Source organism: Clostridium polynesiense (assembly GCF_000820705.1).
In the GTDB taxonomy this organism is placed as follows: Bacteria; Bacillota; Clostridia; order Clostridiales; family Clostridiaceae; genus Clostridium_AA; species Clostridium_AA polynesiense.
Genome location: NZ_CCXI01000090.1, coordinates 1 through 12,775, shown reverse-complemented (window position 1 = coordinate 12,775; position 12,775 = coordinate 1). Strand labels below are relative to the sequence as shown.

The 12,775-nt window shown below is 35.1% G+C and carries 13 protein-coding genes and 3 tRNA genes; 14 read left to right on the top strand and 2 right to left on the bottom strand.

The window, feature by feature from the left end; genetic code table 11:
* Positions 1-13 precede the first annotated feature (13 nt).
* Genes ligA through gatB form a run of 5 tightly spaced genes read left to right on the top strand, consistent with a single transcriptional unit; the run spans position 14 to position 5,495 of the window.
* A complete protein-coding gene (ligA, locus tag TA89_RS08215; protein WP_040212413.1) occupies positions 14-2,020 on the top strand; it encodes an NAD-dependent DNA ligase LigA in 2,007 nt (668 codons plus the stop codon).
* A complete protein-coding gene (locus TA89_RS08210) occupies positions 2,020-2,289 on the top strand; it encodes a hypothetical protein (RefSeq protein WP_040212411.1) in 270 nt (89 codons plus the stop codon). The genes ligA and TA89_RS08210 overlap by 1 nt, the downstream gene beginning before the upstream one ends.
* A 48-nt stretch (positions 2,290-2,337) precedes the next feature.
* Entirely contained in the window at positions 2,338-2,631 is a 294-nt protein-coding gene (locus tag TA89_RS08205; RefSeq protein ID WP_040212409.1) for a hypothetical protein, read from the top strand.
* A 1-nt stretch (position 2,632) separates the two neighbouring features.
* Complete coding sequence (gatA, locus tag TA89_RS08200; RefSeq protein ID WP_040212408.1) at positions 2,633-4,066, top strand: Asp-tRNA(Asn)/Glu-tRNA(Gln) amidotransferase subunit GatA; 1,434 nt, start codon at positions 2,633-2,635, stop codon at positions 4,064-4,066.
* Positions 4,059-5,495: an Asp-tRNA(Asn)/Glu-tRNA(Gln) amidotransferase subunit GatB gene (gene gatB / locus TA89_RS08195; RefSeq protein WP_040212406.1), complete on the top strand. Its 1,437-nt coding sequence runs from the start codon at positions 4,059-4,061 to the stop codon at positions 5,493-5,495. The genes gatA and gatB overlap by 8 nt, the downstream gene beginning before the upstream one ends.
* Before the next feature lie 67 nt (positions 5,496-5,562).
* Here the strand turns inward: gatB and TA89_RS08190 are convergent, their stop codons facing one another.
* Positions 5,563-5,805 carry a hypothetical protein gene (locus tag TA89_RS08190; RefSeq protein WP_040212405.1) on the bottom strand — a complete coding sequence of 81 codons (243 nt, stop codon included), beginning with the start codon at positions 5,803-5,805 and terminating at the stop codon, positions 5,563-5,565.
* A gap of 144 nt (positions 5,806-5,949) precedes the next feature.
* Here TA89_RS08190 and TA89_RS17675 point away from each other — a divergent pair, with 144 nt between their 5' ends.
* Together TA89_RS17675 and TA89_RS08180 are read left to right on the top strand one after the other, a co-directional pair.
* Entirely contained in the window at positions 5,950-6,432 is a 483-nt protein-coding gene (locus TA89_RS17675) for a hypothetical protein (RefSeq protein ID WP_052447376.1), read from the top strand.
* 66 nt (positions 6,433-6,498) lie between these two features.
* Entirely contained in the window at positions 6,499-8,025 is a 1,527-nt protein-coding gene (locus tag TA89_RS08180; protein WP_040212404.1) for an ABC transporter substrate-binding protein, read from the top strand.
* Between the two features lie 26 nt (positions 8,026-8,051).
* Here the strand turns inward: TA89_RS08180 and TA89_RS08175 are convergent, their stop codons facing one another.
* Positions 8,052-9,455 carry a hypothetical protein gene (locus tag TA89_RS08175; protein ID WP_040212403.1) on the bottom strand — a complete coding sequence of 468 codons (1,404 nt, stop codon included), beginning with the start codon at positions 9,453-9,455 and terminating at the stop codon, positions 8,052-8,054.
* 93 nt (positions 9,456-9,548) lie between these two features.
* Between TA89_RS08175 and TA89_RS08170 the strand changes: the two genes are divergently transcribed.
* The 7 genes from TA89_RS08170 (at position 9,549) to TA89_RS08140 (ending at position 12,773) form a co-directional block, all read left to right on the top strand.
* Positions 9,549-10,526, top strand: coding sequence for an AIR synthase family protein (locus TA89_RS08170; RefSeq protein ID WP_040212402.1), 978 nt, complete (start codon positions 9,549-9,551; stop codon positions 10,524-10,526).
* 32 nt (positions 10,527-10,558) lie between these two features.
* Complete coding sequence (rph, locus tag TA89_RS08165; RefSeq protein WP_040212398.1) at positions 10,559-11,308, top strand: ribonuclease PH; 750 nt, start codon at positions 10,559-10,561, stop codon at positions 11,306-11,308.
* Between the two features lies 1 nt (position 11,309).
* A complete protein-coding gene (locus TA89_RS08160) occupies positions 11,310-11,918 on the top strand; it encodes an XTP/dITP diphosphatase (RefSeq protein WP_040212397.1) in 609 nt (202 codons plus the stop codon).
* Between the two features lie 25 nt (positions 11,919-11,943).
* The gene (locus TA89_RS08155; protein WP_040212396.1) at positions 11,944-12,417 is read left to right on the top strand and encodes a metallophosphoesterase; all 474 of its coding nucleotides are present in this window, start codon (positions 11,944-11,946) and stop codon (positions 12,415-12,417) included.
* A 118-nt stretch (positions 12,418-12,535) separates the two neighbouring features.
* Positions 12,536-12,611: transfer RNA gene (locus tag TA89_RS08150), tRNA-Pro, on the top strand.
* A gap of 5 nt (positions 12,612-12,616) precedes the next feature.
* Positions 12,617-12,690 (top strand) — tRNA-Gly (locus TA89_RS08145).
* A 6-nt stretch (positions 12,691-12,696) separates the two neighbouring features.
* Positions 12,697-12,773, top strand: a tRNA-Arg gene (locus TA89_RS08140).
* Positions 12,774-12,775 lie beyond the last annotated feature (2 nt).

Here is a 12,775-nt window from a genome sequence, read left to right as displayed (position 1 = left end):
TGAGGTGTTTAAAATGGAGCATAAAAGAGAGCGCATAGAAAAATTGGTAGAAGAATTAAACAGATATGCCTATGAGTATTATGTTTTAGCAAATCCTTCTGTAACTGATAAAGATTATGACAGGCTGTATGATGAGCTGGCTTCTCTAGAGAGGGAAACCGGATATATTTTACCCTATTCTCCTACTCAAAGGGTAGGGGATAACATACTTCCGGAGTTTTCTAAGTATACTCACAAAGCAAGGCTATGGAGCCTGGATAAGGCACAAAGCTTTGAGGAGCTTAAAGAATGGCATGAAAGAAATGTGAAATTTGTCAATGCTCAGAACAGCACGAGAAGTGAAAAGCTTCCTCCATTAAAATATATTTTAACGAAAAAATTTGATGGACTTACAATAAATCTTACCTATGATGAAAATGGAATACTGATCAAAGCAGCAACAAGGGGAACAGGAACCGTAGGTGAGGATGTAACCCTTCAGGCAAAAACCATTAACAGCATTCCTCTGAAAATAAATTACGATCATGTTATGGAAATTCATGGGGAAGCTATTATGACCAAGGAGGCCTTTGAAAAGTATAATGAAAATGCTGTAGTGCCTTTAAAGAATTTAAGAAACGGTGCAGCAGGGGCTTTAAGGAATTTAAATATAAAGGAAACTGCCAGAAGAAATCTTTCAGCCTTCTTCTATGATATAGGATACAATGAGGGCAGAGGTTTTAAAAGTTATGAGGAAATGCTGAAATTCATTAAAGATAAAGGATTTCCTATGGACGCTTATATGAAGTCCTGCAGCACCTTGGATGAAATAAAAGAAGAACTAGCTTATATAGAAGACATAAGGTTTAAATTAAATTACGATATTGACGGAGTGGTCATAGCCATTGATGACATAGAAACCAGGGAGCTTTTAGGAAACACCGTTAAATTTCCAAGATGGGCAATCGCATATAAATTTGAAGCACAGGAGGCAACCACCACTTTACTGGATGTAGAGTGGAATGTGGGAAGAAGCGGAAGGGTAAGTCCTACAGCCCTTTTAGAACCTGTAGATCTTGCAGGAGCTACTGTTAAAAGAGCTACATTAAATAATATGGATGATATTCACAGGAAAAATGTAAGGATAGGAGCAGAGGTGTTTGTAAGGAGATCCAATGATGTAATCCCTGAAATTATGGGGGTTAAGGAAGAGTCACTGGCAAACAGCAGAGAAATAATTCCTCCGGAAAGCTGTCCTGCCTGTGGAGGGCACATTATACTTCAAGGTGCTCATTACTTCTGTGAAAATACGCTATCCTGCAAGCCTCAGCTTATAAAGACCATAGTCCATTTTGCCAGCAGATCTGCAATGAATATAGCAGGGTTCAGTGAAAAGACTGCAGAGCAGCTTTTTGAAAAGATGGAGATAAAATCTGTTTCCGATCTTTACAGGCTTAAAAAGGAAGACCTTTTGACCCTTGACAAGTTTGGTGAAAAAAAGGCTCAAAACTTATTAAATGCCATTGAAAAAAGCGAAAACTGTGAGCTGGATGCATTTATCTATGCTTTGGGTATACCTAATGTGGGTGAAAAAACCGTCAGTGATTTGGTAAAGAAGTTTAAAACCTTGGAAGGAATTAAAGCAGCTGGCTTTGAAGATTTGGTAGCTGTTCCGGATATAGGGGATATAGTAGCAAGAAACATAGTGGAATTCTTTAACGAAGAAAGAGTTTTACTGATAATTGATGAGCTTTTATCCCTTGGAATAAAGCCTCATTATGAAGAAGCTGAAATATCTGAAAATCCTTTTGAAGGTAAAACTGTGGTGGTAACGGGAGCTTTAAAAAATTACAGCAGGACAGGAATAAAGGAAAAACTTGAGTCTCTGGGAGCTAAAGTATCCGGTAGCGTAAGTAAAAAGACTGATTACGTACTGGTAGGTGAAGAGCCTGGATCCAAATATGATAAAGCTAAGGAGCTTAATATAAGTATTTTAAGTGAAGAGGAGTTTGAAACTCTGCTTGGAGGTAGTTTAAGGTAATGAAATTGTTATTGAATATACTTGGCTGGATATCGGTAATATATACAATTTTTGCTGTTATATTCACCATACTTACCACCTATTTATTTGTATACATACCATTTTTTAAAGATTATTTTTCAATTCAAATAGGTGTGCTGATGACTATGATTTTCCTTGCATTAAAAACCTTGGTTTATGAAAGAGGAAGAAAGAGGATAATATATTTGTCCTTGTGTATATTCTTCATCATAGCATGTATATTTTTCATTTTTTCCTCAGTACATTAAGAGAGAGCGCTGCTCTCTCTTTTTATAAATTCAAAAGGAGGGGACAATTTGAGCATTGATTCAAAAAAAATATCAGAGCTTTTAGAACTTAATAAGCTGGATATTAAGGAAGAAAATACAGAGAAATTGATAGAAGAGCTTCATTCCATGGAAGTTCTGTTAAGTACTTTGGAGGACTATTCCATGGATAAGGATAGGGAGGTTCAAAATGCAAAGGATATAAAGGAGCTGAGAGAAGATAGGGCAGTTAAAGATGAAACCATGAAAATCAATGAGTTAAGTACTTACATATATGACGGCTTTCTCAGCATTCCATCAATTTTTTATAATAAGGAGCAGTGATATGGGGATAGGTTTAAAAAGTGCATTGGATATCAATGAAAGCTTTATAAAAGGAGAAGTATCCGCTGAGGAAGTTGTGAAAGTCTATATAAAAAGGATATATGAAGAGGATAAGTACGGCGCTTTTTTATATGTGGATGAGAAGAAAGCTATAAGTAAGGCAAAGCTTCTTGATGAAAAGAGAAAAAGAGGAGAAAAAACCGGAAGGCTTGCTGCAGTACCTATTGCAGTTAAGGATAACATAGCAGTAAAGGATATGCCTATGACCTGCGGCTCAAAGATATTAAAGGATTATATATCTCCTTATGATGCTTCCATAATAGAAAAAATAAAAATGGAGGATGGAATCATAATAGGAAAAACCAATATGGATGAATTTGCTATGGGATCTTCAGGGGAATACAGCGCTTTTGAGATAATTAAGAATCCAAGGAATATGGAAAAATCCCCTGGAGGGTCTTCCGGAGGCTCCGCTGCCGCTGTGGCAGCTGACCTAGTACCCTTAGCCCTAGGCACTGATACCGGGGGTTCTGTAAGACAGCCTTCAGCCTTCTGTGGAGTGGTAGGCTTTAAGCCTGGATATGGACAGATATCCAGATACGGGCTGGCGGGATTTTCTTCAAGTCTGGATACGGTAGGCATAGTTTCTAAAAAAATCCAGGATGCTGTTCTGCTTTATAACTCTGTCTATGGTAAAGATTTAAAGGATGATACCTCCGTTGAAAGTAGATCTGTGTCGGAAAATTTCTTAAATATGAAAATTAACGGAGGAAGGATTTTTTATATACGAGAAATGCTTCAGGTGTGTAATGAAGATGTTTTAAAGCTGTTTTTTAAGAACTTAGAATTAATAAGAAGTTTTGGGATAGAAGTAAAAGAGGTTTCTCTTCCTTTGCTTCAGTATTCTCTTCCTGCTTATTTAGCTGTTTCTTCCGCAGAAGCTTCCTCTAACCTTGCAAGATATGACGGTATAAGATATGGAATGAGTATTAGAAGTGATTCTGACCTTTACAGCATATATAAAAAATCCCGAAGCGTAGGATTGGGTAAAGAGGTTAAAAAAAGGATAATATTAGGAAGTTATCTTTTATGGGATAAAGAGGGGAAGAAGTTATATGAAAGAGCATTAAAGGTCAGAGAAGACATAAAAGAAGCTTTTTATACACTTTTAAAGGAAAACTCTGGAATGATATCTCCCTGTACCTCTGATATAGCTTTTGGATTAAAAGAAAAAAGACAGGCTTTAGAAATGTACAACATGGATAGGCTTACTGTACCGGTGAGCTTAGCAGGGGTTCCTGGGATATCTGTGCCCTGCGGTACAATAAATGGAATGCCTTTAGGTATTCAGATAATCACAGCAGAGAAGAATCTGGATTTTATGTTTAGGCTGGGCTTGGAAATAGAAAAAAATGTGGTGATGTATTATGAATAGAAAATTTAAGGCGGTTATAGGTCTTGAAGTGCATGTTGAGCTTAATACGGAAAGTAAGATGTTCTGCAGCTGTTCCTCTGCCTTTGGAGCACCTGTAAACAGCAATATATGTCCTGTTTGTTTTGGGCTTCCCGGAGCACTTCCCAAGCTGAATAAAAGGGCGGTGGAGCTTGCCATTAAAGCAGGGTTAGCGCTAAACTGCAGTATTAACAGGATTTTTAACCTGGACAGAAAAAATTATTATTATCCAGATAACCCTAAAAATTATCAAATAACTCAAAAAGATTATCCATTGTGCTATGGTGGATCTATAGAAATAGAAGACAGTGATGGAAATTATAAAACTATTAATATAGAAAGGATACATATAGAAGAGGATGCAGGAAAGCTTCTACATCTGAAGGATAAGTCTCTTATTGATTTTAACCGGGCGGGAACACCTCTAATGGAGATAGTAACTATGCCGGATATAACTTCACCTAAGGAAGCTGTGGATTTTTTAAAAAAGCTTAAAAGACTACTTACTGCTTTAGGGGTTTCGGACTGTAAAATGGAAGAAGGCTCTCTGCGCTGTGACGGGAATATATCACTTTATGATAAAACTTATAATACAGCCTACAATAAAGTGGAGCTTAAGAATATAAATTCCTTCAAAGCTTTAGAAAAAGCTTTTGAATATGAGATTAAAAGGCAAAGTGATTTAATAAACTGTGGAAAATCCATAAATAAAGAAACCAGAAGATGGGATGAGCAGGCAATGATAACTCAGGTGATGAGGAAGAAGGAAAAGGGAGAAGATTACAGATACCTGGTAGAAGGGGATGCCTCCTCTTATAAAATATCAGAAGAATTTATTGATGAAATAAAAAGAAGTCTTCCGGAGCTTCCTGAAGAGAGGTATAAGAGGTTTATAAGAGATTACGGACTCCTACCCTATGAAGCTGATCTTCTATGTGAAGACCCTTGTGTTTCAGATTTTTTTGAAGAAGCAGAAAGAACCTGCAGTGATCCTAAAGCAGTTTCAAATTGGATACTGGGCGAGTTGTTTAGAATGCTTAAGGAAAAAAACCTTAAACTCAGGAATATTCCTTTATCCGGAGATATGCTGGGTAAGCTTATTTTGTTAATAAAAGAGGGAAGTATATCCAGTTCCGGAGGAAAGGCTGTATTTGAAAGGATGTTTTTAGAAGGAAAGGACCCAAAGGTGATTGTTACAGAAGAGGGACTTTTACAAAATAGTGACGGAAAATATATAGAAAGTATCGTTGATGAGGTTTTTATAGAAAATCCTAAAGCGCTTAAGGAGTATAAGTCAGGAAAAGAAAACATAGCAACTTATTTAATAGGTATGTCAATGAAAAAATCTAAAGGAAAAGCTAATCCGGTTTTAGTAAAGGAAAAAGTACTGGAAAAGCTTAAAAGACTTTAAAAAATTGAAGTTATAGTGAAAAAGCTGCCTTGCAGGGAATTAAATGACCCTTCCGGCAGCTTTTTTATTAGATATCATTTTTAAAATTATTATTTAACTCATCCTGAGAAGTTTTATTATTTGCAGTTTCAGAGGCTTTTTCATCCTTTTTACAGGTAAGCATATAAACGTTTTGCGTGAGCTTTTCTAAAAGGTAATTTTGATACCTTAACTGGCTATATGCCTGGTTAGCCAAAATAAAACCCCATATGCCTACAAACATAAAAGTAAGCATAAATAAGATACCTATTATTTGTAAGACCAAACTCATAATATATCCCTCCAAGAAACTTAATAACCGGAATAATATCCATTATATCACATCTTTACTTTATTAATAATATAAATAATCTTTAGTTATAGATTTTTTTGTACTGCTCATATAATATATTAAACTATTATTCAGGAGAGAAATATGCAGCTTTATAGTAGATTAGTTTATAAATTAAGAAAAGAACATTTAGATAAGGCATTTATCAAGTTTAAAAAGATAACCATAGATACGGTACAAGATTTAATAACAAAAAACTGCTGGGAATACGGACTGCAGTATGAAATAATGATAAAAACTCCTTTAACCTTGGAAATAGCGGTTATTGGAAGAAACAAAACCCACTATTTAAGATTTCATAAGGCTCCCATGATATTCAAAGAAGATTATATAAGATTTGAGAGTTTAATTAATAACTCAAGTTATGACAGAGGTTATTATATAACTAATGGAGTATTTGAAGGCTGCCTTGAAAAAATGAATCATAATGGAAATTTTTTTAGAAGGGGAAGGATTAAACTGGTAGATAAGGGAGATTTTTTAGTAGGGCAGCACTGGATAAAGCAAAGCAGCTTTGAAGCTTTTAAATTTAAAAAGCTTAATTTTTATAAATATCTTCCTTATTAAAATTCTGGTTTATTTACATTAAAAATGGAAATAATTCTTAATATACTACATGGAGGAGAAAGTGAAATGATTAAGAAGATTTCCGGAATTGTAACCGTTATATTTATTTCTATAATGTGTTCATCCTGTATATATAAAAATGAAGAAAAAGACTCTCTTAATGAGGATAATAGTATAAGATATATGGTTTACAAGCTACCTGCTGATTTTTCTCATAGTGAGAAGGATATTAATTACAGCAGGGAAATATTTATAGCTTTATTTGACGGATTGGTTGAAGAAAATGATGAAGGCAAGATAATTCCTGCACTATGTGAAAGCTTTGAAATAAAGGACGATGGAATAGAATATAGATTTAACCTTAGAGAGGATATCAGGTGGAGTACAGGAGAAAAAATAACAGCCAAGGATTTTTTGGCTTTTTTTAAGGCTGTACTCAGTCCTAAATATCCTGATTATTATATAGAAGATATAAAGTCCATTTATGGTGCAGAAAAGTATCATAAAGGAAAAGCTTCTTTTGAAGAGACTGCTATTAAGGCTGTGAATGACAGCACTCTTGTAATCAGATTAAACAATAAAGATGATAACTTTCTTAGAAATCTCAGCAAGGCCAAGTATCTTTTAAGAAAGGATTTTAAATTTCTTTCGGACTTAAAAAATAATTACAAGGATATAGCTTGTTCCGGTGCCTTTGTAATAGATTCCTTCGGAGAAGACAGGATGCTTTTGAAAAGAAATCCTCTGTATAAAGATAAAGATAATAACGGAAAAAGCCATATTGAAATACAGAAAAAAAGCGGAGAAGAACAGGCTCTAGCTGAATTTTACATTAAAAAAGGAGATCTTTTTAAGAATCCACCACTGAACCAGATAAAGGATATGGAAAGTAAAGGGGATATAGTAAAGAGTTTTAGCGGAAATATCCTTACCCTTTATTTAATCAGCAAGGAAACAGGGAAGGATATATATTTTAAAAGTGCCCTGGAAAAAGCAATACTTGCCGGTATTCTCCAGGAGAAGGAAGAAGTACCTGTATGGGCTCAATACTCCCATGGAGAAGACAATTATAATAAAGGGAATTCGAAAAAAGAAAGTATTAATGTAAATTCAGACTCTTATAAAGACTATGAAAAAGTAAATGAGAGGATAAGAACAGAGCTTCAGTCTGCCAGAGAGCTTTTAAAGAAATCTCAATATAAAGAATCTAAAGCAATAAGCATAAAAGTGGGCAATACTGAAAAGTCTAAAAGGATAGCAGGGATGATAAACAGTTTTTTAAAAAAAGGATTATCCATAAAAACCATCATAAGCTATCATTCTGAAGATGAACTTAAAGAAGCAGCAGAAAAAAACAGCTGTGATCTGTTAATTGGAGATATATCCTATAAAATAGCAGAAGATTCATTGTTTATACCTTTATTTTTTGATTTTGATATTTGGTGCAGAGGAGAAGATATTAATAATTTAACCTTCAATGGCAGAGGAGAATTGCTTTTGAAAGAATTGACCAAGGATAAAAATACTTATAAAAAGGATAATAAAAAGAAGGATAGGGATTTTAACCATGAAGAGATCCTTCCTATAGGATAGGGCTGCCATTAAAGCAGCCCTTAGATTTATTCTTCAGTAATACTGTAATTATCGTATACCTTATCTTTAAGAAGAAATATTATAATGAAAATCAAATTCATATTTTTAGTGCTGTCGAAGGATATTTTACTTGGAGTAAAGGTTTCCTTTCTGGTGTTATATTCCAGAGATTTTAAGAACACTGAAGAATATTCGTTATCCCGTGGAGAATCTAAGGTAGATATTTTGAAATTTTTTTCATCCATAAGATGCTTTGAACTTCGGGTAAAACCCAGATATCTTTCAGGGCTGTCTAAAGATGGACTTTCAGGCCAAGATGTCAAAATTTTTGAATTAACTATCTGATGCCTGTACACGTCAGTTATTATTTCAGAAATATATTTGTCATCGTCATCTTCATTATCTATAAGCATACTTAATATAAAAAAGATTAAGTCTTCTGAGGAGTATTTAATCTCTTTCTTTATGCTTTTCTTTAAGATAATACCTTTTTCTTTTTCGTATAATTCAAGGAGAGAATCACGGATGACTTTCGAAATATCTGAAAAATGTTCTAAGGAACATAGTTTTGCTGAAAGCATGAGATTTATTCTAAACAAGCTGGAATGATCTATTTTTTCTTGAAGTACCATGCTTTCTTCATATCTGCTTTTTAAAAGCTCTATTAGATCTATTATAAAATTTACCACCTGAGGATTTTCTTCATAGCAGTATGAGATATTTAATGAAAATACAATCTTATTTAATTCTTCAAAGGAAAGATCGTATAATGAATCTTTAAAGTGCAGAAGCATGTTTAAAATATCCTGAGAAAAGCTTTTATAAGCTTCTTTATCCTTTCCGTCCTCTAAGAGAGAGTACTTTAAAAAAGCTGTCATCATAAGTGCCTGATCTGAAAATTTAAATTTGCTTTCCTTTTCCTCAAATTTAAGTTCATCAGAGGAATCCTCTGAAATGTTTTTCTTTATAATAAATACACCATCAGTATTTCTTAGATATGAAGTGTAAAAATCCAGCTGATATTTTGCAAGATTCTTATATAGGTGAGATAACTGATACATAGAATCATCGATGCCCTTAAACCCTTCATAATAATTTATGAGTTCCATTATAGATAAAGTCATAAAAGCACAACTGGAAGGAACTATTTCCTTCTTAAAAGTGCTGCTATCCCAATAAGAATATTCTTTGTCTTTAATGACCTTTGGATTAGCTTTTTTATATACACATAGAAGTGGAGAAAAATCTTTTATTATGTTAATATCATTGTTAGGAAAAGATTTTTTAAAGTTTTTGGGAGATATGGTTACCCCGCATCTGGATTTCAGCACTATGTGCTTCAGAGATTCTTTTGCAAAAAAGAATAATTGATTTTCCAGGTTTTTTAAATTAAGAGAATTCATTCTTAAAAAAGGACCTATATATTTCAAAATTTTCACCTCATTAAATAATCCTTATATAAATAATATGAATAATTTAAATAAATTAGTGCAATATTTAGTGAAATAAAGGAGATTTTTTTTATGAAGTCAGGGAAATTAAATTGGGATGACTTAAAAAGCATTATTGATAATAATAAAGGCGCAAGGAGAACGGAGGTAAAGGTTAGAAATGGGATTGGAGAGGATTGTGCTGTAGTGGACTTTGGAGATAACCACTGCGTACTTTCTACAGACCCTATTACCGGTTCAGACAGTAATATAGGAAAACTTGCTGTGAATATAAATTGTAATGACATAGCTGCCGCAGGTGCAGAGCCTGTGGGGATTACCGTTACAATTCTGGCGCCTGAAGGAACAAATATCCATGAGATAAAAGAGATTATGAAGGAAGTACATGAAGAGGCTGAAAAGCTGAATATAGAAATTATAGGAGGGCATACAGAAATAACCTCTGCTGTAAACAAAATTGTCCTTTCCTGTACGGTTATCGGAAAAGCAAAAAAGGATAAAGCTGTTTCTACTGCTGGTGCAAAATCAGGTGATGACATAATCGTTACTAAGGACCTTGCTATGGAGGGGAGCTTTATTATAGCAAAGGAATATGAGAAACAACTGGAGGAAATTTTAACTCCGGAAGAACTTAACATCGCTAAGGACTACATAAACAATATAAGTGTATTGAAGGAAGGTACTTTAGGTGCTGAGCTTGGGGTTAACTCCATGCATGACATAACAGAAGGAGGGCTGTTAGGGGCAGCCTGGGAGGTTGCCACAGCCTCTGATAAAGGATTTATAATATATGAAGATTTACTTCCTGTAAGCCAAGTTACAAAAAAAATATGCACCTATTTTAAAATAGACCCTTTGAAGCTAATATCCTCCGGAAGCATGTTCATTACAGCACCGGAAGGAGAAAGAATAATAAAAGAACTAGAATTAAAAGGAATTAAAGGAACATTAGTTGGAAAGATTACGGATAAAGAAGGATATATATTAAAAGACGGAAATAAAATCCCTGTGGAGCCACCTCAAAGGGATGAGCTTTTCAAAATCAACTAAAATAATATTTAAGGACATTGGAGGTTATCAAAATGAGATTTGACGGGAGAAAAAATGATGCTTTAAGACCTGTTAAGATAACTAGAAACTATACAAAATACGCAGAGGGATCTGTTCTTATTGAAATGGGAGAAACAAAGGTTATATGCACTGCATCCGTAGAAGAAAAGGTTCCGCCATTTTTAAAGGGAACAGGAGAAGGATGGATTACTGCAGAATATAACATGCTTCCAAGATCTACTGCAACTAGAAAATCCAGAGATATTGCAAAGCTGAAATTGGACGGTAGAACAATGGAAATACAGAGGCTCATAGGAAGAGCATTAAGGTCTGTAGTGGACTTAAAGACCATAGGTGAAAGAACTATATGGATAGACTGCGATGTTATTCAGGCTGACGGTGGTACCCGGACTGCTTCTATAACAGGGGCCTTCGTTGCACTGGTAGATGCTGTGAATAAAATACACAAAAAGGAAGCCTTTGAAGTATACCCTATAAGGAGCTTTGTTGCAGCTGTAAGCGTAGGAATATTGGATGATGTTAAACTTTTAGACCTATGCTATGAAGAGGATTCAAAGGCTAAGGTAGACATGAATATAATCATGACAGATGCAGAAGAATATGTAGAAATTCAGGGAACGGGAGAGGAATGCCCTTTTTCCAGAAATGAATTAAACGATCTGCTTAAATTAGGGGAAAAAGGAATAAAAAATTTAATACAGGCTCAGAAGGACTGCCTAAAAATGGACTGTCTTTGGATTGGAACAGGAGAGAAGGTATAAAATGAAAAAATTAGTGGTTGCAAGCAACAATGAACATAAGCTTGTAGAAATAAGAGAAATATTGAATGACGCTGATGTACAGGTGCTTTCCCTAAAGGATATGAATATAGATATAGATGTTGTGGAGGATGGTAACACCTTTATGGAAAATGCTTATAAAAAAGCAAAGGAAATATACCAATATATTATGGAAAAGCATATGGGAGAATATATGGTTTTAGCTGATGATTCGGGCTTATGCGTAGATATATTAAAAGGAGAGCCTGGGGTGTTTTCTGCAAGATATGCAGGTGAGCACGGCAATTCACAGAAGAATAACGAAAAGCTTTTAAAGAATTTAAAGGATGTTAAAATTGAAGACAGAAAAGCCAGGTTTGTGTGTGCCATGGTATTGCTTGCCCCAGACAGCAGAGAGATTAAGGTTCAGGGGGAAGTGGAAGGCTATATAGTAGATAAGCCTTCAGGAACCGGAGGCTTTGGATATGACCCTATTTTTTATCTCCCTGAATTTAAGAAGACCTTTTCGGAAATGGACTCAAAGGATAAAAATGCTATAAGCCACAGAGGAAAAGCACTGGAAAAACTAAGGGACAAACTCGCTTCTTTTTAAATTACCATAACAAAGGAGGATCATAGTGTTAATAGCAGTAGTAAGTGATACTCATCAGCATAGAGGCACTTTAGATGAAATTATAAAGTGTACTGAAAAAGCAGAGGTGTTAATTCATTTAGGTGATAATGTAGAGGATGCTCTTTATCTTAAAAGGAATTTTAAAGGTGAAGTATATTATGTAAAAGGAAATTGTGATCCTTATAATTCAGCCCCTGCTGAAAGCATTATAGAGCTTCAGGGAATTAAGATATTTGCAGCTCATGGAGACAGATACGGAGTTAAAATGGGAACTATAATGCTTAAAATGCAGGCTCTGGAAGCAGGAGCACAGGTGGCGCTGTATGGCCACACCCATATAGCTTCCATGGAAGAGGAGGAGGGAATCTGGATTATTAATCCCGGCAGTGCGGCACTTCCCAGAATGGGCAAAAAGAGTATCGCTTTCCTGGATGTACAGAAGGATAAGAAGGTTATTCCATATATTTACACCCTCTAATATAGAAAAGAAGACTATTAAACATCTTTGATAATTTATAAAAAAACTATTGACGTATTAATATATATCGTGTAGAATAATCATTGTCGCTGAGAGATGAATAAGCCTCAGCAAAGTTCGGGGTGTGGCGCAGATGGGAGCGCGCGTGCTTTGGGAGCATGAGGTCGCAGGTTCAATCCCTGTCACCCCGACCATATAAGCGGGTGTAACTCAATGGTAGAGTTCTAGCCTTCCAAGCTAGCTACGTGGGTTCGATTCCCATCACCCGCTCCAAATTATGCGTCTTTAGCTCAGTTGGATAGAGCAACGGCCTTCTAAGCCGTGGGCCAGGAGTTCGAATCTCTTAAGACGCACCATT